This window comes from Enterococcus asini ATCC 700915 (genome assembly GCF_000407365.1).
In the GTDB taxonomy this organism is placed as follows: Bacteria; Bacillota; Bacilli; order Lactobacillales; family Enterococcaceae; genus Enterococcus_C; species Enterococcus_C asini.
This window is the reverse complement of sequence record NZ_ASVU01000001.1, coordinates 936,405-959,391: the sequence shown is the minus strand read 5'-3', so window position 1 is coordinate 959,391 and position 22,987 is coordinate 936,405. Positions and strand designations below refer to the sequence as shown.

Annotated in this window: 25 protein-coding genes; 5 read left to right on the top strand and 20 right to left on the bottom strand. The window is 45.9% G+C overall.

Features of this window, described 5'->3' with window-relative positions:
• Positions 1-12: 12 nt before the first annotated feature.
• The 9 genes from rpsS to thiD all read right to left on the bottom strand — a co-directional run bounded on the left by rpsS (position 13) and on the right by thiD (position 5,559).
• A complete protein-coding gene (rpsS, locus tag I579_RS04670) occupies positions 13-291 on the bottom strand; it encodes a 30S ribosomal protein S19 (protein ID WP_010754762.1) in 279 nt (92 codons plus the stop codon).
• Between the two features lie 42 nt (positions 292-333).
• Positions 334-1,167 carry a 50S ribosomal protein L2 gene (rplB, locus tag I579_RS04665; protein ID WP_010754763.1) on the bottom strand — a complete coding sequence of 278 codons (834 nt, stop codon included), beginning with the start codon at positions 1,165-1,167 and terminating at the stop codon, positions 334-336.
• A 35-nt stretch (positions 1,168-1,202) separates the two neighbouring features.
• Positions 1,203-1,493, bottom strand: coding sequence for a 50S ribosomal protein L23 (locus I579_RS04660; protein WP_010754764.1), 291 nt, complete (start codon positions 1,491-1,493; stop codon positions 1,203-1,205).
• Entirely contained in the window at positions 1,493-2,116 is a 624-nt protein-coding gene (gene rplD, locus I579_RS04655; RefSeq protein WP_010754765.1) for a 50S ribosomal protein L4, read from the bottom strand. Before rplD ends, I579_RS04660 begins: the two co-directional genes overlap by 1 nt.
• A 25-nt stretch (positions 2,117-2,141) precedes the next feature.
• Positions 2,142-2,771 carry a 50S ribosomal protein L3 gene (gene rplC / locus I579_RS04650; protein WP_010754766.1) on the bottom strand — a complete coding sequence of 210 codons (630 nt, stop codon included), beginning with the start codon at positions 2,769-2,771 and terminating at the stop codon, positions 2,142-2,144.
• A gap of 25 nt (positions 2,772-2,796) precedes the next feature.
• On the bottom strand, positions 2,797-3,105 hold the full coding sequence (gene rpsJ / locus I579_RS04645) for a 30S ribosomal protein S10 (RefSeq protein ID WP_005880808.1): 309 nt from the start codon (positions 3,103-3,105) through the stop codon (positions 2,797-2,799).
• A gap of 343 nt (positions 3,106-3,448) precedes the next feature.
• Positions 3,449-3,985: a GNAT family N-acetyltransferase gene (locus I579_RS04640; RefSeq protein ID WP_010754767.1), complete on the bottom strand. Its 537-nt coding sequence runs from the start codon at positions 3,983-3,985 to the stop codon at positions 3,449-3,451.
• A gap of 176 nt (positions 3,986-4,161) precedes the next feature.
• On the bottom strand, positions 4,162-4,710 hold the full coding sequence (locus tag I579_RS04635; RefSeq protein WP_010754768.1) for an ECF transporter S component: 549 nt from the start codon (positions 4,708-4,710) through the stop codon (positions 4,162-4,164).
• Positions 4,711-4,731: 21 nt separating this feature from the next.
• On the bottom strand, positions 4,732-5,559 hold the full coding sequence (gene thiD, locus I579_RS04630) for a bifunctional hydroxymethylpyrimidine kinase/phosphomethylpyrimidine kinase (RefSeq protein WP_010754769.1): 828 nt from the start codon (positions 5,557-5,559) through the stop codon (positions 4,732-4,734).
• 145 nt (positions 5,560-5,704) lie between these two features.
• Here thiD and I579_RS04625 point away from each other — a divergent pair, with 145 nt between their 5' ends.
• Complete coding sequence (locus I579_RS04625; protein ID WP_010754770.1) at positions 5,705-7,138, top strand: aminotransferase-like domain-containing protein; 1,434 nt, start codon at positions 5,705-5,707, stop codon at positions 7,136-7,138.
• A complete protein-coding gene (locus I579_RS04620; protein ID WP_010754771.1) occupies positions 7,135-7,860 on the top strand; it encodes a nitroreductase family protein in 726 nt (241 codons plus the stop codon). The genes I579_RS04625 and I579_RS04620 overlap by 4 nt, the downstream gene beginning before the upstream one ends.
• 129 nt (positions 7,861-7,989) lie before the next feature.
• Here I579_RS04620 and tuf read toward each other — a convergent pair whose 3' ends face one another.
• The 4 genes from tuf to rpsL all read right to left on the bottom strand — a co-directional run bounded on the left by tuf (position 7,990) and on the right by rpsL (position 12,437).
• Entirely contained in the window at positions 7,990-9,177 is a 1,188-nt protein-coding gene (gene tuf / locus I579_RS04615) for an elongation factor Tu (RefSeq protein WP_010754772.1), read from the bottom strand.
• A 152-nt stretch (positions 9,178-9,329) separates the two neighbouring features.
• Complete coding sequence (gene fusA, locus I579_RS04610; protein WP_010754773.1) at positions 9,330-11,417, bottom strand: elongation factor G; 2,088 nt, start codon at positions 11,415-11,417, stop codon at positions 9,330-9,332.
• Positions 11,418-11,502: 85 nt separating this feature from the next.
• Positions 11,503-11,973: a 30S ribosomal protein S7 gene (rpsG, locus tag I579_RS04605; RefSeq protein ID WP_010754774.1), complete on the bottom strand. Its 471-nt coding sequence runs from the start codon at positions 11,971-11,973 to the stop codon at positions 11,503-11,505.
• 50 nt (positions 11,974-12,023) lie between these two features.
• Entirely contained in the window at positions 12,024-12,437 is a 414-nt protein-coding gene (gene rpsL, locus I579_RS04600) for a 30S ribosomal protein S12 (protein WP_010754775.1), read from the bottom strand.
• A 359-nt stretch (positions 12,438-12,796) separates the two neighbouring features.
• On the opposite strand from rpsL, the gene rpiA reads away from it, so the two are divergent.
• The 3 genes from rpiA (at position 12,797) to I579_RS04585 (ending at position 15,061) form a co-directional block, all read left to right on the top strand.
• A complete protein-coding gene (gene rpiA / locus I579_RS04595) occupies positions 12,797-13,480 on the top strand; it encodes a ribose-5-phosphate isomerase RpiA (protein ID WP_010754776.1) in 684 nt (227 codons plus the stop codon).
• Between the two features lie 139 nt (positions 13,481-13,619).
• The gene (locus I579_RS04590) at positions 13,620-14,207 is read left to right on the top strand and encodes a recombinase family protein (RefSeq protein ID WP_010754777.1); all 588 of its coding nucleotides are present in this window, start codon (positions 13,620-13,622) and stop codon (positions 14,205-14,207) included.
• 167 nt (positions 14,208-14,374) lie between these two features.
• Complete coding sequence (locus I579_RS04585; RefSeq protein ID WP_010754778.1) at positions 14,375-15,061, top strand: 2,3-diphosphoglycerate-dependent phosphoglycerate mutase; 687 nt, start codon at positions 14,375-14,377, stop codon at positions 15,059-15,061.
• Between the two features lie 102 nt (positions 15,062-15,163).
• Here I579_RS04585 and deoD read toward each other — a convergent pair whose 3' ends face one another.
• The 7 genes from deoD to I579_RS04550 all read right to left on the bottom strand — a co-directional run bounded on the left by deoD (position 15,164) and on the right by I579_RS04550 (position 22,986).
• Complete coding sequence (deoD, locus tag I579_RS04580) at positions 15,164-15,868, bottom strand: purine-nucleoside phosphorylase (RefSeq protein ID WP_010754779.1); 705 nt, start codon at positions 15,866-15,868, stop codon at positions 15,164-15,166.
• A gap of 37 nt (positions 15,869-15,905) precedes the next feature.
• A complete protein-coding gene (locus I579_RS04575) occupies positions 15,906-16,724 on the bottom strand; it encodes a purine-nucleoside phosphorylase (protein WP_010754780.1) in 819 nt (272 codons plus the stop codon).
• A 9-nt stretch (positions 16,725-16,733) separates the two neighbouring features.
• Complete coding sequence (gene deoB / locus I579_RS04570; RefSeq protein ID WP_010754781.1) at positions 16,734-17,900, bottom strand: phosphopentomutase; 1,167 nt, start codon at positions 17,898-17,900, stop codon at positions 16,734-16,736.
• Positions 17,901-17,981: 81 nt separating this feature from the next.
• Positions 17,982-18,935 carry an ABC transporter permease gene (locus I579_RS04565; RefSeq protein ID WP_010754782.1) on the bottom strand — a complete coding sequence of 318 codons (954 nt, stop codon included), beginning with the start codon at positions 18,933-18,935 and terminating at the stop codon, positions 17,982-17,984.
• On the bottom strand, positions 18,935-20,086 hold the full coding sequence (locus I579_RS04560; RefSeq protein ID WP_010754783.1) for an ABC transporter permease: 1,152 nt from the start codon (positions 20,084-20,086) through the stop codon (positions 18,935-18,937). The genes I579_RS04565 and I579_RS04560 overlap by 1 nt, the downstream gene beginning before the upstream one ends.
• On the bottom strand, positions 20,079-21,617 hold the full coding sequence (locus tag I579_RS04555) for an ABC transporter ATP-binding protein (RefSeq protein WP_034810826.1): 1,539 nt from the start codon (positions 21,615-21,617) through the stop codon (positions 20,079-20,081). The genes I579_RS04560 and I579_RS04555 overlap by 8 nt, the downstream gene beginning before the upstream one ends.
• Before the next feature lie 250 nt (positions 21,618-21,867).
• Positions 21,868-22,986 (bottom strand): BMP family lipoprotein, encoded by a 1,119-nt coding sequence (locus I579_RS04550; protein WP_010754785.1) that lies wholly within the window; start codon positions 22,984-22,986, stop codon positions 21,868-21,870.
• Position 22,987 lies beyond the last annotated feature (1 nt).

Here is a 22,987-nt window from a genome sequence, read left to right as displayed (position 1 = left end):
CTCCTCTCAAATTTAACGTTTGGTTTTCTTATCGTCGACAGCGTGGCCACGGTAAGTTCTAGATGGTGCAAATTCACCTAATTTATGTCCTACCATGTCTTCTTGGATGTAAACTGGAACGTGTTTACGTCCATCATAGACTGCGATAGTGAAACCGATGAAGTTAGGGAAAATCGTGGAACGACGAGACCAAGTTTTAATAACTTTTTTCTTTTCGGCGCCTTCTTGCGCTTCAACCTTTTTCATCAAATGTTCATCGACGAAAGGTCCTTTTTTCAAACTACGACCCATGGTGACCCTCCTTTACAAAATGTAGATATCTGGTCAAATAGATTATTTAGCTTTACGACGACGTACGATAAGCTTGTCGGATTTGGCTTTTTTATCCCGAGTCTTGTAACCCAATGCAGGTTGACCCCAAGGAGAAACTGGTGCTTTCCGCCCGATTGGTGCTTTACCTTCACCACCACCGTGTGGGTGATCGTTAGGGTTCATTACGCTACCACGAACGGTAGGACGTTTACGCATCCAACGAGAACGACCAGCTTTACCGATGTTGATCAATTCGTGTTGTTCGTTACCAACAGAACCGATTGTCGCACGGCAAGTAGCCAAGATCATGCGTACTTCACCGGAGTTTAAGCGGATCAATACGTATTTGCCTTCTTTACCCAATACTTGGGCGCTTGTACCAGCAGAACGGATTAATTGTCCGCCTTTACCTGGTTTCATTTCAATGTTGTGGACAACAGTACCGACTGGAATGTTTTCCAATGGCAATGCGTTGCCGACTTTAATATCCGCTTCAGGACCGGATACTACAGTCATACCAACTTCTAGTCCTTTTGGTGCTAAGATGTAAGTTTTCACCCCATCTGTATAGTGCAGCAACGCGATGTTTGCTGAACGGTTTGGATCATATTCGATGGTTTTAACAACAGCGATAACGTTGTCTTTGTTACGTTTGAAGTCGATCAAACGGTATTGACGTTTGTGACCGCCACCTTGGTGACGTACAGTGATACGCCCGTTGTTGTTACGACCGGCATTATTTTTCAATGGTGCCAACAAAGTCTTCTCTGGTGTAGATGTAGTAATCTCAGCAAAGTCAGAGCTTGTCATGTTACGACGACCATTTGAGGTAGGTTTGTACTTTTTAATCGCCACGTCTGTTTCCCTCCTATGGTTTAATTTGGGACGCTTTATTCAGCGTCGAATAATTGAATGTCTTTAGAATCAGCGGTCAAAGCCACGATTGCTTTCCGACGTTTTTTAGTGTAACCAGCATATTTGCCCATGCGTTTGAATTTAGGACGCACGTTGATGATGTTCACATTGGCAACTTTCACACCATCAAAAGCTGCTTCAACAGCTTGTTTTACTAAAGTTTTGTTTGCGCGAGTGTCCACTTCGAAAGTGTATTTCTTTTCGTCCATAGCAAGCATGGATTTTTCAGTGATCACTGGGCGTTTGATAACGTCTAGTAAGTTCATTATGCAAGCACCTCCTCGATCTGAGTAAGAGCAGTTTGAGTTGCTAACATTTTATCGCTAGAAACGATGTCCAAGACGCTGATGTTGTCTGAAGAAACAACAGTAACGTTTGGCAAGTTACGAGCAGACAATGTTGCAAAATCGTTGTCGGCTTCAAGCACGACTAAAACTTTGCTGTCGATTGCTAGGTTAGCAAGCACTTGTTTGAATTCTTTCGTTTTTGGTGCGTCGAAGCTCAATGCATCAACAGCAACCAAGTTATTAGCAGCAACTTTTTCTGACAATACAGATTTCATTGCTAGGCGACGAACTTTCTTAGGCAGCTTGTAGCTGTAAGAACGTGGAGTTGGTCCGAAGACTACGCCACCTCCGCGCCATTGTGGTGAACGGATTGAACCTTGACGGGCACGGCCAGTACCTTTTTGGCGCCATGGTTTACGGCCACCACCGGATACTGCACTACGGTTTTTAACCGCGTGAGAGCCTTGACGCAATGAAGCACGTTGCATGATGATTGCATCATAAACAACTGATTCATTAGGTTCGATTCCGAAGATTTCTTCTTTCAATGTGATTTCGCCGTTTTGGCTTCCATCTTGTTTGAATAATGCTACGTTAGGCATTCCTTAGTTCCTCCTTCCGTCTCTTTTATTTTGCTTTAACAGCGGATTTAATGGTAATCAATGATTTCTTCGCGCCTGGTACGTTACCTTTAATCAAGATAACATTACGTTCAGCATCAACCCGAACGATTTCAAGATTTTGCATCGTTACGCGGTTGCCGCCCATACGACCAGCCAAGTGTTTGTTCTTGAAGACCCGGTTAGGTGCTACTGGACCCATTGAACCAGGACGACGGTGGTAACGAGAACCGTGAGCCATTGGGCCGCGGCTTTGTCCGTGACGTTTGATAACGCCTTGGAATCCTTTACCTTTTGAAGTCCCTGTAACGTCGACGATATCGCCTGCAGCGAATGTGTCAACTTTGATTTCTGATCCAACTTCTAAGCCCTCAAGCTCGACATTCTTGAATTCGCGAATGAAGCGCTTAGGAGCCGTGTTTGCTTTTGCAACATGACCTTTCGCAGGTTTGTTAGACAAAACTTCACGCATATCTTGGTAACCGACTTGAACTGCTTCGTAACCGTCGTTTTCGACAGTTTTCACTTGTAGGACTACGTTTGGCGTAGCTTCTACAACTGTTACAGGGATCAATTCGCCAGATTCAGTGAAGATTTGAGTCATTCCCACTTTTTTCCCTAAGATTCCTTTGGTCATGATTACACCTCCATCTTTTTAATGATTATAGTTTGATTTCAATATTTACACCGCTTGGCAAGTCTAGCTTCATCAAAGCATCAACTGTTTTTGGTGTAGGGTTCACAATGTCAATCAGACGTTTGTGAGTACGCATTTCGAATTGTTCGCGAGAATCTTTGTATTTGTGAGTCGCGCGGATCACAGTGTACAAGCTGCGTTCAGTTGGCAACGGAATTGGACCTGACACAGAAGCCCCAGTTCTCTTTGCCGTTTCAACGATTTTGTCCGCGGATTGATCCAGAATACGGTGTTCATACGCTTTTAATCGGATACGAATTTTTTGTTTTGCCATGTTTTTCCCTCCTTCGCCTATTTTAAAAAGTAGACATAGCTCCACGAAAATTTCCAACTCGCCCTTCCGTGGCAAAGCTTCCGGGCGTGTCGCAACCTCTCGTTTCATAGCCGGCAGAATAAAACCTTATCCCACCAGTGCTTTTCGCGCTTTCGCAAACAGCACCTTTCTGATTATATTACATTCTAACCTTGATAGCAAGCTTTTTTCATTGGTTTTACAAGGTTTTCTGGGATTTTATCAGGTAAGGGGTTTCATGCAAAAAGAGTTTAATTTTTTATTAATGGACGCAAAAAAAGCTCGACATCGGCCGTCGAGCTTCGTAAAAATATCTGACTGTTTTTTATCGATTTTGGAGAGTACTTTGCCAATTTTTAGGCAATAATTCATAATCTACAGCTGTGCGCCAAACCCCTAGTTGATCTTGCCAACAATCTTTGCGCACACCTACCTTTTGAAAGCCCAGAGATTCATAGACATGCTGAGCTCGTTGATTCTCCAGCATAGTATCCAAGCGTATCTTTTGGATTCCCTGAGCGAATAGAGAATCGATTAACAGACGCAAGTAGCATTTGCCTAACCCTTGCCCTTGAAAATCCTGCCGACAAATTTTAATCCCAATCTCTGCTGTGTCATGCCCTTCCATAGAATAGTACATCTCCCCAATCGCCTCTGCTCCCCGTAGCAAAAGCAAGCGGCGACCCGTAGCTAGTCCATCACCACTTAAACTTTCCGCGACTTTCTTTTCTGTGGTGCCAATACCTCTAGGAAATCCGGCATGAACCATTACTGCACCATCGTTCCACCAAGTCGCTAACTGTGTCGCATCCGTCACCAAGGCTGGTCGAATGGCTAAATCCCCATATTTTAACACTTCCATAAATTACTCCCATATTTACGCCTTACATTCACATACTACTGTATAAGTATAGCAAAGCTATTAGGAGACATCCTGAGAATTTTTCCCAAATCACCAGACAAAAAGACCCACAACTAGGAAATCCCATGCCTCACTGCGCAGAAACGGTTATCCTAGCTGCGGATCCTATTAGTTAGTTAATGAAACTCTTTGCGGAATGTCCGCTTCATGGCACTACGAAGTGGGAAGTAGACTACTGCCACAATCACCACGGTCAGAGTCACATTGATCAGCGTTGCCGGTAGTTTGGCCGCTGCCCCCACAAAGGCCGGGCCAAAATCCGCTCCTGCAATCAAGTTCATCACCGTATTTTTAATTTGAGTCATGCTGACTTTGGCGATTCCCGTGATAATCCCAATCACGATTATTTGATAAAGCTTGGTAGGATGCTTTTTAAATAGTACAAAAGCCCCATAAGCCGCTGCCCCCACGATAAAACTTTCCAAGATGAAATAAGGTGCTTCCGTGGCATAACCATTCATTAAATCAAAGATAAAAAAGCCCAAGCCTCCTGCTAGAGAACCTTTGACATACCCTAACAACAACACCGACAACAACAAAACGGCATTGCCTAAATGAACAAAGGCCCCTGTCGGCAGAGGAATTTTAATATAGGTTCCAATCACAGTCAAAGCCGTGAACAAAGCAACCAAGACGATGCTTTGAATCTTCGTATCTTTTTGCATATTTCTCCTTCTTTCCAACTACTAGTCTTGTTCTGGGGTGATGCGGTGTTCCGCGGTGTTGTACGCCCCATGCCACACATGGCCTACATAAGGGTTGACCTGTACCCCTTGTTTAATCGCTTGCGCCACAAATTTCTTTCCTAGAGCCACGGCTGCCGGGACAGACAAGCCCTTCGCCAACCCTGCCGTAATCGCCGCGGCAAAGGTACAGCCGGCACCGTGATTGCGGTCGGTTTGATAGAGTTCATTTTCCAAGAGAACAAAGTCTGTGCCATCGTAAAGCAGATCCACTGCTTTGTCCCCACCCAGACGATGGCCGCCTTTTACTACGACGTTTTTCGCCCCTTGTTGGTGAATCAGACGCGCGGCTTTTTTCATATCCTCAATGCTAGTCAAATCCCCCATTTCGGATAAAATTCCCGCTTCCAATAAATTCGGCGTAGTCACTAAGGCTACTGGTAACAAGTACTCTTTAATTGCTGCGACACTTTTTGGCTGCAAGATTTGCGCCGTTCCTTTACAAGCAATCACCGGATCGATGACGACTTTGGTTTCCGGATAGCGGGCGATGTATTCACTGGCTAAGGCAATATTGGTTTCATTGCCCATCATCCCTGTTTTCAGTGCCGCCACGGGACCACCGGCAAAGACAGAGATCAATTGCTTTTCCAGTAAGTCGACCGGCATCTCCGTTACTTCATGGGACCACCCTGAATCAGGATCCATGGTTACGACAGAGGTCAAACTGGAAAATCCAAAGACCCCATATTCTTGAAATGTTTTTAAATCTGCCTGCAAACCGGCACCACCGGTTGAATCGGAGCCGGCAATCGTTAAGACTTTTTTCATTTGGCACACTCCTTTTTTGTCAATGGCACTTCTACGTTAAGAAGAGTATAGACCGCCCATCTCTTGACGAAAACAGCCAATTGGTTTATTTTGGAGCCAACCAATTAAATTTTCTGACGATTTCACGAAAGGTGGTGCCTCTGGTTTGAAACCTTTGGATCGCAATAGTAAAGCCCCTTTATTCCAACAGATTATCAAACAAGTCATCGAGGACATCCAAAACGGCCGCTTGCAACCCGGAGACAAACTCCCTCCGGAACGGCAGTTGGCGACAGCTTATCAAGTCAACCGTTCCACGGTAAATCATGCATTAGAAGAGTTAGCGAGCCTAGGTTGGATTACCCGGCGCCAAGGCAGTGGCACGGAAATCTCCCAAGGCCCCTGGGGCAGTCGCCAAACACCCCATTACCAATGGCAAGCATTACTCCAACGAGCCCCCTTCACCCCGGACCCGTATTTAACCGAGCTCAATACCGCCAAGGCGCGCCCGGATGTTTTGGATCTCTATACGGGGGAATTACCGGCTAGCTTGATTCCCGACTTTGCCTTTCCCGCCATGCGTTGGGAAAAGATTTTAGCCGCCGAACAACAAGTGACTGCAACAGGCTACGAGCCTTTAAAAGAAGCCATTCTCCACAGTTTGACCCAGACGTTTTCTTTAGCGTCTCACAATCAGGATCTGTTAATCACCTCTGGTTCCTCCCAAGGAATTTCCTTGATCTTGCAAACCTTGCTGGCGCCTACTGAAGCCGTGGCGACGGAAGAACCTTCTTTTCTTTTTGCACTGCCCTTATTTCAGTCCTTGGGAATCCCCTTGGTGGGTATCGCCTGTGACGAAGAAGGGATTCTCCCTGACGCGTTGGAGCGCAGTATCCTTAGTAAGAAGATTCGCTTTTTGTATTTGAATCCGACTTTTCAAAATCCAACCGGGCGCGTGATGAGTCTGACCCGGCGCAAAGCTGTCGTCGAGCTCTGTCGCAAGTATTCCTTGCCAATTATCGAGGACGATGTCTTTGGGGAGTTGGACTTTGCTACTCCTTTGCCCAAACTCAAAGCACTGGCACCGGAATTAGTGATTTATTTGGGTTCCTTGTCGAAACTCTTCGGGACCTCCATTAAAATCGGCTGGCTTTTTGGTCCTGTGCCTTTAATTGCTAGCCTGGCCCATGCCAAACAACGCCTGGAAGCCGAAACCACGATTTTCCCACAGCTCTTGGCTACCAGTGCCCTTCAATCTCCAGAATACCCACTCAATCATCACTCTTTGATGACTACTTTGGAAACCCGGGCCCAAGCTTTCCAAAGAAATGTTGCACCTTTTGCAGAAGACTGGCAAATACGTTCCATTAAAGGTGGCCTCTACACTTGGCTAACTTGGCGCCACGAACCTTTACAGAGGAAAGATTGGCAACTTTTTCTGGAGGCGGGTCTTTTAGTCGCCCCGGCTTTTCTCTTTAGTAAAGAAACCAATTCCTTTCGCTTAAACTACACCCGCCTGGAAACCGCCGACTTGCCGGATTTTCAGAGACGGTTTACAGTGATTAGCGAACAACTAAAATTAAGGAGCGCAAAAAGATGACAGATACCTTGAACCTACTCCAAAACCACCGGACCTATCGCCAGTTCGATGAGTCTTATGAATTATCTCCAGAAGAATTACAAAACATACTAAACAGTGCTCGCCAAGCCCCTAGCTGGATGAATGGCCAACTTTATAGCATTATCGTGGTCAAAGACCCTTCAATCCGGGAAAAGCTCGTAGCCCTAAGCCCCCGCAATCCTCATATCCGCAAAAGCTCAGTGTTCTTAGTCTTTTTAGCGGACTTAAAACGCACGCAAAAAGTCGCTGTTCAGCACCAAGCGGACTATCATGTGGGCGATAGCGTGGATCCCTTATTAGTCGCTACTGCCGATTGCGCCCTGGCTTTGGAAAACGCCGTGGTTGCTACTAGTGCACTGGGCTTAGGTAGCGTCGTAGTTGGCGGGATTCGCAATGAAATCGATGCCGTAGCCGAACTCTTACACTTGCCAGATTACGTGTTTCCCGTGGCTGGCCTTTCGATTGGGAAGCCTGCTGTGGACATGGAAGTGAAACCCCGCCTGCCAGAAAAGGCCGTGGTACACTTCGACACGTATCAAGACTACGACTATTCTTTAATTGAAGACTACGATATCACCATGAAGAAATTCGGTGAAAAACGGGAAACCAAAGATTGGACCCAGAAGTTTTTAGACGTATACAGCGCTGAACCCACAGGTAAAATCGATGCTTTCCTAAAGAAACAAGGCCTACTGAAATAACCCTTCCCCCTTGAACAGGAGCTAAATAAACCGGAATGAACCAATAAAAGAAGTGTTCATTCCGGTTTATTTGCGTACAAAAAAAGCAGTCGCAAAATGCGACTGCTTTTAAATTTGTCTAACCTTTGCTTACGCTTGGATAGAAGTTACAACGCCTGAACCAACAGTCCGGCCGCCTTCACGAATAGAGAAACGAGTTCCGTCTTCGATAGCGATTGGGTGGATCAATTCAACTGTCATTGTAACGTTATCGCCAGGCATTACCATTTCAGTACCTTCTGGCAATTCAACAACACCGGTAACGTCAGTTGTACGGAAGTAGAACTGAGGACGGTAGTTAGTGAAGAAAGGAGTGTGGCGTCCGCCTTCTTCTTTCGTCAAAACGTAAACTTCAGCAGAGAATTTTGTATGTGGAGTGATTGAACCTGGTTTAGCCAATACTTGTCCACGTTGGATGTCTTCACGAGCAACCCCACGAAGCAATGCACCAATGTTGTCCCCAGCTTCAGCGTAGTCCAACAATTTACGGAACATTTCAACACCAGTTACAGTAGTTTTCGCAGTTTCTTCAGCGATACCTACGATTTCAACTTCATCGCCGACGCGGACTTGTCCACGTTCAACACGACCAGTTGCAACAGTACCACGGCCTGTGATAGAGAATACATCTTCCACTGGCATCATGAATGGTTTGTCAGTATCACGAACTGGAGTTGGGATGTATTCGTCAACTGCAGCCATCAATTCCATGATTTTTTCTTCGTAGACAGGGTCGCCTTCCAAAGCTTTCAAAGCAGAACCAGCAACAACTGGAGTGTCATCGCCTGGGAAGCCGTATTCGGTCAATAGGTCGCGAACTTCCATTTCAACCAATTCCAACAATTCTTCGTCGTCAACCATGTCCATTTTGTTCAAGAATACAACGATGTAAGGAACGCCAACGTTACGAGACAATAGGATGTGTTCACGAGTTTGAGGCATAGGACCATCAGCAGCAGATACTACCAAGATCGCGCCGTCCATTTGAGCAGCACCAGTGATCATGTTTTTAACGTAGTCCGCGTGTCCTGGGCAGTCCACGTGAGCGTAGTGACGAGTGTCAGTTTCGTATTCAACGTGAGCTGTAGAGATTGTGATCCCACGTTCGCGTTCTTCAGGAGCACCATCGATTTGGTCGTAAGCAGATGCTTGAGCCAAACCTTTTTTAGCCAAAACTGTAGTGATTGCAGCAGTCAAAGTTGTTTTACCATGGTCAACGTGTCCAATAGTACCAATGTTTACGTGTGGTTTGGAACGGTCGTATTTTTCTTTTGCCATTTTAGAATGTTCCTCCTAAAGTTAAGTTTTTTGTTTTTGATAGGTAGAAGAAAATCTTCTGCCCTTATCATCGATAATTATTTTACACAAATCCCAGGAAAAAGCTAGTTTTTCCTGAAATCTGCTGGGAGTATCCAAAGAAACTCTAAAGATTATTCAGCTTTGCCGCCGTTTTTCTTAATGATTTCTTCTTGGATAGATTTCGGTACATCTTCGTAGTGGTCAAAGACCATCATGAAGGTACCGCGACCTTGTGTTGCAGAACGCAAGGTTGTTGCGTAACCGAACATTTCAGCCAATGGTACGATCGCATTAACGATTTGAGAGTTACCGTGAGCTTCCATACCTTCGACGCGCCCGCGACGAGCAGTAACGTGGCCCATAATATCCCCTAAGTAGTCTTCAGGAACAGTGATGGTAACTTTCATCATTGGTTCCAAGATTACTGGATTAGCTTTCTTCGCAGCAGCTTTCAATGCCATGGAAGCGGCTACCCGGAAGGCAGTTTCATTGGAATCGACATCGTGGTAAGACCCATCATAGAGTTTTGCTTTGATATCAACCAATGGATAGCCAGCCAAGACACCATTTTGCATGGATTCAGCTAGACCTTTTTCAACGGCTGGGATGTATTCACGAGGAACCACACCACCGACGATTGCGTTTTCGAATTCGAAACCTTTACCTTCTTCGTTTGGTGTAAATTCAACCCAAACGTGACCGTATTGACCTTTACCACCGGACTGACGGACGAATTTCCCTTCAGCTTGGGTAACAGGGGCACGGAATGTTTCCCGGTAAGATACTTGAGGCGCACCAACGTTTGCTTCAACTTTGAATTCACGACGCATCCGGTCAACTAAGACGTCCAAATGCAATTCACCCATACCGGAGATAACTGTTTCGCCAGTTTCCACGTTGGTTTCCACTCGGAATGAAGGATCTTCTTCTGCAAGTTTTTGCAAAGCAACCCCCATCTTGTCTTGGTCTGCTTTTGATTTAGGTTCAACGGCAACTTGGATAACCGGTTCAGGGAACTCGATAGATTCCAAGATTACTGGAGAATCTACTGCACATAAAGTATCACCAGTTGTGGTGTCTTTCAAACCAACGGCAGCAGCGATATCGCCAGAGTAAACTTTGTCGATTTCAGTACGGCTGTTCGCGTGCATTTGTAGGATACGACCGATCCGTTCTTTTTTGTCTTTAGAAGCGTTCAATACGTATGAACCACTTTCCAAGACACCAGAGTAGACACGGAAGAAGGTTAGACGACCAACAAATGGGTCAGTCATAACTTTGAAGGCCAATGATGCAAATGGCGCTTCGTCGTCGGCTGGACGAGTTACTTCTTCGTCAGTCTTAGAATCGATCCCTTTGATTGCTTCGATATCTAATGGAGAAGGCAAGTAATCAAGAACGGCATCCAACATCAATTGAACCCCTTTGTTCTTGAAGGCAGAACCAGCTAAAACTGGGAAGAAGTCAACGCTGATGGTTGCTTTACGAATCCCGTCTTTCAATTCTGCTTCGGTGATTTCTTCACCTTCTAGATATTTCATCATCAAGTCTTCATCAGTTTCAGCTACTGCCTCCACCAATTTATCGCGCCATTCTTGCGCTAACTCTTTGTAATCTTCAGGAATTTCTTCTTCTTTGATTTCGGTACCTAAGTCGTTAGTGTAGATTTCGGCTTTCATGGTAACGAGGTCAATGATCCCTGTGAAATCATCTTCCGCACCAATTGGTAATTGGATTGGGTGAGCATTTGCTCCTAGACGATCGTGCAAGGTAGAAACAGAATACAAGAAGTCCGCACCGATTTTGTCCATTTTGTTACAGAATACGATACGAGGTACCCGGTATTCTGTAGCTTGACGCCAAACGGTTTCGGTTTGAGGTTCAACCCCTGATTGAGAGTCCAAAACGGTAACCGCACCATCTAGTACCCGCAATGAACGTTGTACTTCAATAGTGAAGTCCACGTGTCCTGGGGTGTCGATGATATTTACGCGATACCCTTTCCACTGTGCAGTTGTCGCAGCGGAAGTAATGGTAATCCCACGTTCTTGTTCTTGTTCCATCCAGTCCATCTGTGAAGCACCTTCGTGGGTTTCACCGATTTTATGGATTTTACCGGTATAGTATAAGATCCGTTCAGTGGTGGTAGTTTTACCAGCATCCACGTGGGCCATAATACCGATATTACGAGTTTTTTCTAGTGAAAATTCTCTAGCCATACTACGTTGTACTCCTCTCTAGATATGGGACTAAACGCTTAAAGCAAAGTTTCTAAAGGGCGAGGTGAGTCGCCACTTAGAAATCTTACCAGCGATAATGTGCGAATGCACGATTGGCTTCCGCCATTTTGTGTGTATCTTCGCGTTTTTTCACAGAAGCACCAGTGTTGTTAGCAGCATCCATGATTTCTTTAGCTAAGCGTTCTTCCATTGTGTGTTCCCCACGCAGACGAGCGTAGTTCACGATCCAGCGAAGACCTAAAGTCGCACGACGTTCAGGGCGTACTTCAACTGGCACTTGGTAGTTAGAACCGCCGACACGACGAGCTTTAACTTCCAAGACTGGCATAACGTTTTTCATGGCTTGTTCGAAAACTTCCAATGGATCGTTTCCAGTAGATTCCTTGATAGTTTCAAAAGCATCATAGATAATGCTTGATGCGATCCCGCGTTTTCCATCAACCATGACACGGTTGATTAAGCGAGTCACTAATTTTGAGTTATAAATAGGATCTGGTAAAACATCACGTTTTGCAACAGGACCTTTACGAGGCATCCGTAACTCCTCCTTTACGATAATTTGATAGTGTTAGTTTGAATATGTGCTTAGGCTTTAGGACGTTTGGTACCGTATTTAGACCGAGATTGTTTACGATCTGTAACACCAGCTGTATCCAAAGCGCCACGAACGATATGGTAACGTACCCCTGGTAAGTCTTTTACACGGCCCCCGCGTAACAAGACCACACTGTGTTCTTGCAAGTTGTGACCGATACCTGGAATATAAGCTGTTACTTCGATCAAGTTAGACAAACGAACACGGGCAAATTTACGCAATGCTGAGTTCGGTTTCTTCGGTGTCATAGTCCCCACACGAGTCGCAACCCCACGTTTTTGTGGTGAGTTCACATTCGTTTGAGTCTTCTTGAAACTGTTATATCCTTTGTTCAATGCAGGTGAATTTGATTTTTCAACCTTGGATTTACGAGGCTTCCGTACTAATTGGTTAATTGTAGGCATACCCTGATTTCCTCCTTCCTTGATTCGCTTTCTAGTTCCACACATCCAGGTGGTTCCTTTTTGGCGATAAAAAATAATGCATTGCTGCACGCTTATCAGATTGTGCTCATTCTGACAGTCAGCACGTCTCACTTTGAGACCTGTACACAAAGCACCTTTGATAGAATAGCATAGGTAAAAATCTCTGTCAAGCACTTGAAAATAAGTTTTCATGATTTTCCGAGAACAAGTCCTTGGTTACAGTTATCTCTACTATAAAGTGAGAAAGGCTACCAATTCTGCTCAAAACCCTTTACAATAAAGCCGTCCTTTCCTAGCACTTCCTAGGAAACGAGCGAGAAAATGACGAGGTGACAACTATGAATTTCAAGCAAATGGTCGGCATTGAAGCCGCCAAGTATGTGCAAGACGATATGATTGTCGGTTTAGGAACTGGTTCGACAGCCTATTATATGGTAGAAGAAGTCGGCCGCAGAGTAAAAGAAGAAGGCTTAAAAATCACAGGGGTAACGACTTCTAAAGCTACAGAAACCCAAGCTCTTGAACTAGGTATCCCGTTGCGCTCCGTGGATGCCGTGCCTTACGTGGATTTGACCATTGATGGCGCCGACGAAATCGATGAAAATTTCCAAGGAATCAAAGGTGGCGGTGCAGCCTTACTCTTTGAAAAAATCGTCGCAACCTATTCCAAAGAAGTCATTTGGATTGTGGATCAATCAAAAATGGTTCCCACACTGGGTGCTTTCCCCCTACCCGTGGAAGTCATCCCTTATGGTAGCCAACAAATCAAACACATCTTAACCGAACGGGGCTACCAGCCCACTTTCCGGACCACGAACGACGGGGAATTTTTACGCACGGATAGCAACAACTTGATTCTTGACTTACATCTCGGAACCATTGCAAAACCCGAACAATTGGCCACAGAGCTCACAAATATGGTCGGCGTCGTCGAACACGGCTTGTTTTTAAATATGGTCAATCGTGTTATTGTTGGTGGCGATTCAGGCGTCGTAACCCTTGAAAACCCGAAGTTTCTGTAAATTCTGACAATAGCCATTTTGTCAGATTCCTTAATTAATCATCATATTTAATAAAAATTCTTCTAAAATACGGTATCTTTTTGCTTTTTTTTATGCTAAGTTTTCCTTGAATACAAACTTGGAATAGGAAGGATTAGCAATGAGTAAAATTGGATATGTTAGGACAACGATTACGGACCACGATTACCAAACGCAACACGACTTGCTCCAGGATTTTGGCTGCGATCAGATTTTCTTTGATACCTATGAAGCACTCTCCCCTGAGCTATCCCCTACTGAATTGGACACAGTGGTGGCCCAAATGCGCAGTGGTGACGTCTTAATCACAGCGGACCTTTCCCGTCTTGGACGCTCCACCCGGCAATTGACCGAATTAATGAGTCTCTTGCAAAAGCGCAACATCCACTTAGTCAGCCTGGCAGAAAACATCGACACCAGAGAACCTATGGGGGCCATTTACTTCAACTTAATGGAAGGCCTGGCAGAAATGGAAAGCGTTTTGATCAAGGAACGGACTTTAGTCGGCTTGAACAACGCTCGCAAAAAAGGCAAAATCGGCGGCCGGCCAAAGATTGATCCAAAAACGGTGAAGAAGATTCGTCAGCTTTACTTCGACAAAAAAGAGACCATTCAGTTTATCTCCACCAAATGCGGCGTCTCTGTGGGCACTTGCTACAAGTACATCAACTTACCCGAAGAAGAACTGGGCAAGATTTTGAGTAAGTAAACCGATCACTGGGGAATCCCACTTAACAAAAACCGAAAGCGACTGGACATTTCCACTTGTCCAGTCGCATTTTTTTGCTGTTTCAATGGAAATATCCCGGGAAACATTGTACAATAAACGAGAAATTGAAAATTTCAGAAATCTGAAAACACAAAGGAGAGTTTTTCATGCCAAAATTAGTTTTCTCTCGTCACGGTTTAAGTGAATGGAACGCATTGAATCAATTTACTGGTTGGGTTGACGTTGATCTAGCTCCAGAAGGCGTTGAAGAAGCCAAAGCAGGCGGCCGTAAAATCAAAGAAGCCGGCATCGAATTCGATGTAGCCTTCACTTCTGTCTTGAAACGGGCAATCAAAACTTGTAACTACATCTTAGAAGAATCCGATCAATTATGGGTACCAACTGTTAAATCTTGGCGCTTAAACGAACGTCACTACGGTGCGTTGCAAGGATTAAACAAAAAAGAAACTGCTGAAAAATACGGTGATGAACAAGTTCACATCTGGCGTCGTTCTTACGACACTCTACCTCCACTTTTGAGCCCTGAAGATGAAGGTTCTGCAGCTAAAGATCGTCGTTATGCCGATCTTGACCCACGGGATATCCCTGGTGGCGAAAACTTGAAAGTTACTTTGGAACGGGCATTGCCTTTCTGGCAAGACCATATCGCACCTGCTTTGTTGGATAACAAAACAGTCTTGGTTGCGGCTCACGGTAACTCGCTACGGGCATTAGCAAAACACATCGAAGGCATTTCCGACGATGATATCATGGATCTTGAAATCCCAACTGGTCAACCACTTGTTTATGAATTAAACGACGATTTGACCGTTGCGAAAAAATACTACTTATAAGATTGCCTGTTGAGGAATTTCCTCAATCGACACTTCCATAGTCGTAACAAAAAACCAGCTTCCCATGGGAGGCTGGTTTTTTGTGGTTTATTTTGGCTGAAGTTACGCAATCGCCGTTTCCAAACCGACTTCGATCATTTCGTTGAAGGTGGTTTGGCGCTCTTCTGCCGTAGTTTCTTCCCCGGTGATGATGTGATCACTCACAGTGCAAATGGCCAAAGCTTGTACGTGGAATTTAGCGCCCAAGTAATACAATGCCGCCGCTTCCATTTCCACGCCTAAAACGCCGAGTTTTGCCAGCTCCATGGTTTCGGTCAAATCGTCCTTGTAGAAGGTATCTTCTGACAAGACGTTCCCCACGTGCACGGTAAAGTTCCGGGCTTTAGCCAGTTCGTAGGATTTCAGCAGTAAGTCAAAATCTGCAATCGGTGGATAATGGAATGCGTGGAAATTCTTTTGCACCATGGCAGAGCTAGTCGCCGCTCCTTGGGCAATCACTAGATCCCGCACGTGAACCTCTTCGGCCAAGGCCCCACAGGTACCAACTCGAATCAGTTTTTTCACCCCATAGGATTGAATCAATTCTTGGGCGTAAATCGTAGCAGACGGCATCCCCATTCCTGTGCCTTGCACGGAGACCCGTTCTCCTTTGTAAATCCCTGTATAGCCCAGCATTCCCCGGACTTCATTGTAACAAATCGCATCTTCTAAAAAGGTTTCCGCAATGTATTTTGCCCGCAATGGATCCCCAGGTAACAAGATTTTGTCTGCAATCTCCCCAGGTTTTGCACCAATGTGTACGCTCATCTGTTTTTCTTCCTCCCTGTCTTAAAGTGCTTCGTCCTTATAAAGCGGCTAAGGTTTCCTTAACCAGTGTTTTAAACTGGCTCTTCACTCGCTCGGTCGTCGCTACTACTTCTTCGTGGTTCAAGCTGGCTTGCATCCCAGCAGCCAAATTGGTAATGCAGGAAACACCTAGGACTTTCATGCCCCCGTGAACCGCCACGATCACTTCTGGCACCGTGGACATCCCCACGGCATCGGCGCCAATGGTCCGAGCAAAGCGAATCTCTGCTGGTGTCTCGTAAGTTGGTCCAGAAAAGCCCATGTAGACCCCTTCTTTCAAGGTCAAACCTAACTTTTCCCCCACTTTTTGAGCAGTTTGACGATAGCTTGGAGTAAAGGCCTGACTCATATCGGAAAAGCGTGGCCCTAATTCCTCTTCATTTGATCCGATTAACGGGTTTGCACCCATGAAGTTGATCTGATCATTGATCAACATCAAATCCCCAGGCACAAAGTTTTCATTCACGCCCCCACAAGCATTGGTCACGATTAGCGAATGAGCCTTTAAAGCTTGCATTACTCGCACAGGATACGTCACTTCTTGCATGGAATACCCTTCATAGTAATGGAAGCGACCTTGCATAGCCAGGACTTGCTTGCCGGCTAAGGTGCCATAAACCAATTGTCCCGCATGGCCCACCACGGTGGATACCGGAAAATGGGGAATCTCCGTATAAGGCACCCGCACTGGGTTTTCGATTTCTTCGGCTAATTCCCCTAGCCCGGAGCCGAGAATCAAGCCGAAGTCCACGGCGCCAATCCCTGCTCCTTGTAAATAATTCAATGTCTCTTGTACCTTCTTTGTCAATCCAGTCATAGGTCCCTCCTATTTTAAAGCGGCTAAAAAGCTCGTGCCATTTTCAGTCGCAGGCACGGCAAAGTTTTCTGCAATCGTTGCGGAAATATCCGCATAGTGTCCTTGAGGCAATTGTCCTTGCCCTTGAAGTTGCTTACTATAAACCAACAATGGCACGTATTCTCTGGTGTGGTCGGTTCCTGGGAACGTTGGATCATTCCCGTGGTCTGCGGTAATCATCAGCAGATCATCCTCTTCCATGGCTGCCAAGATTTCCGGCAAGCGCAAGTCAAAGTCTTCAATCGCATGGGCATAGCCTACTACATCCCGGCGATGACCATACAAAGCATCAAAGTCCACCAAGTTCGTGAAGCTCAAACCGGTAAAGTCTTCTTTCATCACGTCTAATAGCTTGTCGACCCCATCCATGTTACTCTTTGTCCGCACTGCTGCAGTGATCCCTTGACCGTTGAAGATATCGTTAATTTTCCCCACGGCGATCACGTCTTTGCCATTGTCTTTCAATGAATCCAAGACTGTCTTGCCAAATGGATCCAAAGCATAGTCATGGCGATTGCTGGTCCGAGTGAAGTTTCCTGGTTCTCCTACATACGGACGGGCGATAATTCGACCAATCATGTAAGGATCATCTTTGGTGATATCCCGAGCGAATTGGCAAATGCGATACAACTCGTCTAAAGGAATGATTTCTTCATGAGCGGCAATTTGCAACACGGGATCCGCCGAAGTGTAGACGATTAAGTCCCCGGTTTTCATTTGATGTTCCCCGTAATCTTTAATGACTTCAGTACCGGAATATGGTTTGTTGCAGACGATTTTCCGACCAGAGAAGTCCTCGATTTGTTTGAGTAATTCTTCAGGGAAGCCATCAGGAAAGACCCGAAACGGTTTTTGGATATTCAAGCCCATGATTTCCCAGTGGCCGGTCATCGTGTCTTTCCCCACGGAGACTTCTTCCAATTTTGTAGCATAGCCTTGATGATCCGCCACACTAGCCACGCCAGCCAGTGGTCGAATCGTCCCGAGGCCTAGATTTTCCAAGTGGGGAATGTTTAGCCCCGCTTGTTCCGCAATATGGCCTAGGGTATCCGCTCCCACATCACCAAAACGATCTGCATCCGGCGCTTCGCCAATCCCTACTGAATCCATGACAATCAAATGTACACGTTTAAACATCTCGCAACCCTCTTTCTTTTTTTTACAAAAGGGCAGAACAAAGCAACAATGTCCCTTAGTCCCACCCTTAATTTGTGTTGCTTATTTAGATTTGATATAGTTGGTCCCATTTGCCTTAGGACCAGAGGCTTTCCCTAAGAATAACACCAAGACGACAATCGTCAAAACATAAGGTGCAATTTGCAAATACACGTCTGGAATAGAGGAAATCACGGGGATATTTTTCCCGGCGATACTGATATTTTGGGCAAAGCCGAAGAAAATCGCGGCCCCCATAGCTCCTAAAGGATTCCACTTCCCAAAAATCATCGCCGCCATGGAGATAAACCCTTGTCCGGCAATCGTGGTAATGGCAAACCGGCCGGAGATGGATTGCGCAAAGATTGCTCCCCCCATACCGCCTAGAAAACCGGAAATCAAAACTCCGGCATAGCGCATAAGGTAAACATTGATCCCTAATGTGTCCGCTGCTTGGGGATGTTCCCCCACGGAGCGCAAGCGCAAACCGAATTTCGTCTTAAAGATCACAAACCAAGCCAATACCGCTACCAGAATCGCAAAGTACGCTGGTAAAAAGGTGTTCTTAAAGAGCAATGGACCCAACACCGGAATTTTTTCCAGACCGGGAACGGTAAAGTATCCCAAACGGCGGGTAATCCCATCTGTTTGTCCTTTACCGTACATTACTTTTACCAAGAAAATGGCCAAAGCCGGCGCCAACATATTCATCACGGTACCACTGATAATATGATCCGCGCGAAAATTCACCGTCGCCAATGCATGCAATAAGGAAAACAGCACACCGGCTAACCCAGCCACGATAATGGCCAACCAAGGAGTGGCTGCCCCAAAGGTATCTGCCATTTCCAAGTTGAAGACCACCGCAGTGAAAGCCCCGATGACCATGATTCCTTCCAAGCCCACGTTGACGATCCCACTACGCTCGGAGAAGACGCCTCCTAATGCGGTCAAAATCAGCGGCGTGGAGTAAATCAAGGTTTGCGTAATGATTGAAGCAATTTGATTCATATCCATTAGAGCACGCCTCCTTCCTGGTCTTGGTCACTTGGTTTGGTTTCGATTTCTTCCACCACAGCGACTTGTCGCTTGTTGCCAAAGAATTTGGCCAAGACAAAGCGAATCACAAAACTAATTCCCACAAAGAAGATAATAATGGCAATATCCACATCCACCAATTCAGAAGGAATATTAATCATCTGCATCCCCGCGCCTCCTAGTTTCAAGACACTGAACAACAAGGCGGAAAGCAAGATACCGATGGAACTACCGGAACCTAACAAGGAAACCGCCATGCCATCAAACCCGATACTTAAAGAAGATCCTTGACTGAAATAATACTGGAAGGTCCCAAGACCGTAGATTACGCCCCCGAGGCCGGCTAAGAAACCGGAAATCACCATGGAGAAAATAATCGTCCGCTTGCTACTCATACCGGCATACTCGGAAGCATCTGGGTTCAAGCCCACAGAGCGAATTTCAAAACCAAGAGTGGTTTTCTTCATCAAAAACCAAGTCAAAACTAGAAAAATCAGTGCTAGAAAAATCCCGATATTCAAGCGAGAACCTTGGGTCAAGTTACGCAAGAATTCCGTTTGCAAGGTGGCGTTTTGCCCTACCAACTTGGTTTTCCCGGTGTTACTGATCAAGTCTTTACTCATAACATGAGTCACGATATGATTGGCCCCATATAGGATGATGTAGTTCATCATAATCGTCACGATTACTTCACTGGTGCCAAACAACGCTCGTAAAACTCCGGGAACGGCCGCCGCCAAAGCGCCGGCTAGTGCCCCCACTAACAAAACCACGGGAACTAAAAGACCTTTGGGAACATCCGGCAAGGACAAGGCTAGCCAAATACTTGCCACCCAGCCACAAAGTGCTTGCCCGGAAAGCCCGATATTAAAGAAGCCGGCCGAGTTGGCCACGGAAAAGCCTAAAGCCGTAAAGATTAAAGGTGCCGCCGTCACGAAGATTTCCCCGATATTGCGGGGATTGATCTGATGGGTCTGAGGATTTAAAAAGGCCGTTTTAAACATTTGACTGTAGCCTTCAATCGGATTGTAGCCGAATGCGGCCATGACAATGCCTCCGATTAAAAAGCCTAACAAGACGGCAATCACCGGTACCAACAGATTGCGAATCTTTTCTGAGGTATTAGACAATTGGCTCACCTGCTTTCGTTTCTAATTCAGCGCGGGCTTCTTCAAGAGAATACCCTGCCATAAGCAAACCAAGTTCATTTTCACTGGTTTCTTTTGGATCCACAATCCCGACGATTTCCCCACCGTGAAGCACGGCGATACGGTCGGAAACATTCATGATTTCGTCCAATTCAAAACTGATTAACAAGACCGCTTTAAACTTATCCCGTTGTTCAATCAAACGCTTGTGGATAAATTCAATCGCCCCCACGTCCAATCCCCGCGTCGGATTGGCTACGATTAAAAGATCCGGGTCGCGACTGACTTCCCGAGCGATAATCGCTTTTTGCTGATTCCCGCCGGAAAGTGCTTTAGCTGGTACCAATTCATTGGTAGTCCGCACGTCAAACTCTTGAATCAATTCCCGGGCTTTGCTATTCATCTCCCCGTAGTTCAAGACGCCGTATTGACTCATAGGAACTTGGTAATAGGTCTGTAGCGCCATGTTTTCCGACAAGGACATATCCAAGACCAAGCCATACTTGTGCCGGTCTTCAGGAACGTGACCAACGCCGTGTTCCGTGATAAAGCGCGGGCGCTTATTGGTCATGTCTTCACCGTCAATCATGATCTTGCCGCTTTCGACTTTACGCAATCCGGTGATAGCTTGCACCAATTCCGATTGACCATTACCATCGATGCCGGCAATCCCTAGCACTTCCCCCGCCCGGACTTCCAAGCTCAGATTTTTCACCGCTTCTAAGCCTCGGCTTTCCTTAACCGTGAGATTTTCCACGGAAAGGATGACTTCTTTTGGTGTTGCGGTGCGTTTTTCCGTTTTAAAGGAGACCGACCGTCCTACCATCATGTCTGCTAATTCTTGGGAGCTAACATCGTTTACGTTTACCGTACCGATACCCTTGCCTCGACGAATAACTGTACAGCGATCCGCCACGGCTTTGATTTCGTCCAACTTATGGGTAATCAGAATAATCGATTTCCCTTCGGCAACGAGCTCTTTCATGATTTGGATCAAGCCTTCGATTTCTTGAGGCGTCAAGACGGCAGAGGGTTCATCAAAGATCAAAACATCGGCCCCGCGATACAAAGTCTTCAAGATTTCTACCCGTTGTTGCATCCCCACGGAAATATCCCGGACCAAGGCATCGGGATCCACGGCTAAACCATAACGACTGGAAAGCTCTTCAATCGTTTGCCGAGCTTTCTTCCGATTCAAGACACCTAAGGAATGGGGCTCACTACCTAAGATGATGTTTTCCGTCACACTAAAAGCATCCACCAGCATGAAATGTTGATGGACCATGCCGATTCCTAAGCGATTGGCTTCGGTGGGACTGGTGATTTTCACCGTTTGACCATTGATGAGGATTTCTCCTTCTGTAGGTTCTAACAAACCAGAGAGGATATTCATCAAAGTGGACTTGCCGGCGCCGTTTTCTCCTAAAAGCGCATGGATTTCTCCGGGACGCACTTGCAGATTGATATCATCATTGGCTTTAAAAGGGCCAAATTCTTTGGTAATATGCCGCATCTCAATGACATATTTTGTTGTTTCCGTCACTTCACTCACATCCTTTACTTTCTACACGCTTACCGACGATTTGGGCAAACCAAGGAGCTTGCGATCCCCTCCTTATGACAGCCGGCATTGCCCACAAGCTGTCATAAGGATAGGAACACACCTTACAAAAAAAGCGCTGCTGGTCTAACTGGAACAGCTTATCTGCACTTTTCAAGAAAAAAGGTCTTGCCTGTCAAACAGACAAGACCTCATTTACCCATTAGTCTTTTGGTGTTTCTGGTACTTCGATTTTGCCGTCGATAATGTCTTTTTTAGCAGTTTCGATGGCTGCTTTTCCTTCGTCAGAAACAGCGCCCGGTGTCAAATCAACCCCGCCGTCTTTCAAACCGTATTCCAAGTGTTCGCCACCAGGGAATTTGTCGTTCATCGCTTTATTCGAGATATCTTGAACAGCCGCGCCAACACCTTTCAAAGTAGAAGTCAGAGTACAGTTAGACTCAGTACCATCTTTAGAAGTGAATTTGCCGTCTGCTTCTTGGTCCCGGTCAACCCCGATAACCCAGATTTTGCTTTCTTCTAGTTCCGCATCGGTTTTTTGTTCGTTGGTTGTGATTGCTTCAGTAAAGACCCCAACCCCAGTACCACCAGCTGCGTGGAAGATCACGTCTGCGCCATTGGTAATCATGGAAGCGGCGATTGATTTCCCTTTGTCTGGAGAGCTAAAGGAAGCAGCGTATTGTACGTCTACTTTGATGTCTTTGCCCAATTCTTTAGCGGTATCTTCTACCCCTTTAACAAAACCAGCTTCAAAACGGTCGATAACCGCTCCTTCTTCCCCACCGACAAAGCCAACAGCGTTTGTTTTGGTTGTGTAAGCTGCAGCAATCCCTGCCAAGTAAGACGCTTCGTTGTCTTTAAAAGTTGCAGATACTACATTGTCTTGACCTTCGATCACATCATCGATCAAACCAAAGTTCACGTCAGGATTTTGCATCGCTGCGCTAGAGATATCGTCTTTCAACAAGTAGCCAATCCCGAAAATCGTGTGGAACCCATTTGTCACAGCAGTGTTGATGTTGTTCGCATAATCGGCAGCATCATCGGATTGGAAGTAGTTATAACCGCCAGCACCTTTTTCCAAACCATTTTCCTTACCCCATGCTTGTAAACCTTCCCAAGCAGATTGGTTAAAGGATTTGTCGTCTACACCACCGGTATCGGTGATTAAGGCTACGCTGTGGGCTGCATCATTGCTGCCGCTACCGCTCGTTTTTGTATCTGAGCTAGAGCTAGTTCCGCCCCCGCCACCACAAGCTCCTAGTACCATGACACTTGCCAGTACTACTGCGCCTACTTTCCATACATTCGCTTTTTTCATT